This is a genomic window from Microcella sp., from assembly GCF_033763155.1.
Classification (GTDB): Bacteria; Actinomycetota; Actinomycetes; order Actinomycetales; family Microbacteriaceae; genus Microcella.
In genome coordinates, this window is the sequence record NZ_JANRKZ010000166.1 from 1 (window position 1) to 2309 (window position 2309).

Here is a 2309-nt window from a genome sequence, read left to right on the forward strand (position 1 = left end):
AACGGAGGAGCCCCCGGATGCTCCGCCGCCGCTCGAACCGCCCGAGCCAGGGCTTCCACCGAGCGTGAGTCGCCCGTCGAGCACGGCGCCATCGCCCGTGGTTGAGCCGCCGACGGTTGGGCAGCCGGTGCTGAACTGCCCGTAATCCGCACAATCGGTCGCCGCGCCAAGAGCAACTGACTGCGTGCCCAGCACGATCAAGGCGGCAAGAGTAGAGACCGACAGACTCCGCGTCAGCACGACGTTTCGTTGCTCCAGAACTGCCGATCGACGACGCGGCCACCGTCGTGCCCAAACGAAACAACAATTTGAAAGATTGAGTAGTTTGGCCGATCCGGTGTTGTGAGTGAGTTGCCGCCACTATCCAAGAGAACGATCCCTGACAAGTCTTCACAGACGTACAAGATGACTTCAGTAGCCTCTTCGTCGACGATCAACTGTTGCAGCTCGACAGAACCGACTACTCGCGGACCAGAAATCCTCACAACGTCATCAAGGAACTTCTGCACACTTTCCTCGGCTAGCTGAAGCGCTTGACCAGACGCGACGGAATCAAAAGCTCCATCTACTTCCAGAGGCGCCTGGAGCAAACCGTCCAGCACGGCCAAGTACTCCTCATAAGCCTCAGTGGCCGCCTCGAGCGCCTCTTCGTCCGAGGCGAAGAGCGGTTCGACGGCAGTCGAGGGCTCGGGCGGCGGAATACGTGTCGCGCCAGTGCAGCCGACGAGGGCGGCGAAAAGCACGACGAGCGGAAGAACGACGAGGGCGTGGCGGCGCGACATGCACGCCACGGTAGGCATGACGCGAGCATCCCGCGGCGACTCTCCACATCAACGCGCGAGTGCACACGCGATATCCGACCGCACAAACCCACCCCAAAGGGGGTACACCGATTCGTCTACCCGTGCTCCTAGACTGAAATCGCCGTTCGACCCACCACCAACCCCGGGGCCCTGCATGACGACATCGCCTGTGATCGACTTCGACGTGATTCTCGATGCCGCGAGCGATATCGTGACGAACGACGGGTATCAGGCCGTGACGCTCGCGTCGATCGCGTCGCGATGCGGAGCATCCACGGCCGACGTCGCCAATGTCTTTCCGACGGCGAACGATGCCATGGTGGCCATGCTCACTCGTGAGTTCGCCGGGATGTATGGCATCGTCGTGCAGAACATTGAGCGTGACCCTCGCGGCGGTTTGCTCTCGCGCGTCTACACCTACATGCTCAGCGCCGTTTACGAACGCCCGCTCGCGAAGACCCTCTTCGTTGTCGACCGTGACTCTCTCGGATCGATCTTGCGCAACACGCAGAACGGCGCGCTCGTGCCCACGATCGCCGTTCGCGCCGAACTCATTGAGTCGCTGCAAGACGCCGGCATGGTGCGCACCGATGTGGATGCTCACATGATCGCCAGCGTTCTTGCCGCCTGCTCGGCCGGGCTCGCCCTGACGGCTCCGCACGATGAGCTCGATCACATTCTCGACGGGCTCTCGACGATGCTCGCGCGGGCCGTCGACGCCGACGTCGCCGACACCTCACCCGGCAAAGCGATCTTCTACGACTGGGCCTCACGGCTCAGCATGCCGACGCGCGACGAGTGAGCACAGTGGTGCCGCTATCGTCGTGGTGACATGACCATCAACGGCCCGGGCAACGATGCCCCGTGGATGCGCGCCGTGCGCTCCGCGGGCCTCGTGGGTGCTGACGGCACGGTGCGCCCCACGATCTTCGCCGAGATGTCGGCGCTCGCCCTCGAGCACGACGCGGTGAACTTGGGCCAGGGATTTCCCGACGACGCGGCTCACGCCGCTCTGCTCGACGCCGCCACCGAGGCCATTCGCGCGGGCATCAACCAATACCCTCCAGGCCGTGGTTTCACCGAACTGCGTGAGGCGATTGCCGAGCACCAAGAGCGGTTCTATGGGCTCACGCTCGACCCTGCGACCGAGGTGCTCGTCACAGCGGGCGCGACCGAGGCGATTGCCGCGAGCCTGCTCGCTCTCGCCGGCGCGGGCGACGAGGTCATCACCCTCGAGCCGTTCTACGACTCCTACGCGGCGGTCATCGGGCTCAGCGGTGCGCGACACGTCACGATCGCGCTGCACGGTCCCGATTTTCAGCCCGAGCCTGCCGAGATCGACGCGGCCTTCAGTGATCGCACGCGCGTGGTCGTGCTCAACTCACCCCACAATCCCACGGGCTCGATGCTCGAACCCCAGCACGTCGAGCGCATCGTGGCCCTTGCCGCGAAGCACAACGCCATCATCGTGAGCGACGAGGTCTATGAGCACCTCGTCTACGACGG

4 protein-coding genes are annotated in these 2309 nt (G+C 64.1%); 2 read left to right on the forward strand and 2 right to left on the reverse strand.

The window, feature by feature from the left end; all coding sequences use genetic code 11:
• Together SFU54_RS06985 and SFU54_RS06990 are read right to left on the reverse strand one after the other, a co-directional pair.
• A partial coding sequence (locus tag SFU54_RS06985; RefSeq protein ID WP_319015568.1) for a hypothetical protein occupies positions 1-240 on the reverse strand: 240 nt, incomplete at its 3' end.
• A complete protein-coding gene (locus SFU54_RS06990) occupies positions 234-782 on the reverse strand; it encodes a hypothetical protein (RefSeq protein ID WP_319015569.1) in 549 nt (182 codons plus the stop codon). The genes SFU54_RS06990 and SFU54_RS06985, both read right to left, overlap by 7 nt.
• A 175-nt stretch (positions 783-957) precedes the next feature.
• Here SFU54_RS06990 and SFU54_RS06995 point away from each other — a divergent pair, with 175 nt between their 5' ends.
• Positions 958-1605, forward strand: a complete 648-nt coding sequence (locus SFU54_RS06995; RefSeq protein ID WP_319015570.1) for a TetR/AcrR family transcriptional regulator — start codon at positions 958-960, stop codon at positions 1603-1605.
• A gap of 30 nt (positions 1606-1635) precedes the next feature.
• Positions 1636-2309: aminotransferase class I/II-fold pyridoxal phosphate-dependent enzyme (locus SFU54_RS07000; protein WP_319015571.1), on the forward strand; the 674-nt coding region annotated here is incomplete at its 3' end.

Bases quoted from the DNA above. Each gene is read 5' to 3' on its own strand.
- SFU54_RS06995 (WP_319015570.1), top strand. From the start codon at position 958: ATGACGACATCGCCTGTGATCGACTTCGACGTGATTCTCGATGCCGCG.
- SFU54_RS06990 (WP_319015569.1), bottom strand. From the start codon at position 782: ATGTCGCGCCGCCACGCCCTCGTCGTTCTTCCGCTCGTCGTGCTTTTC.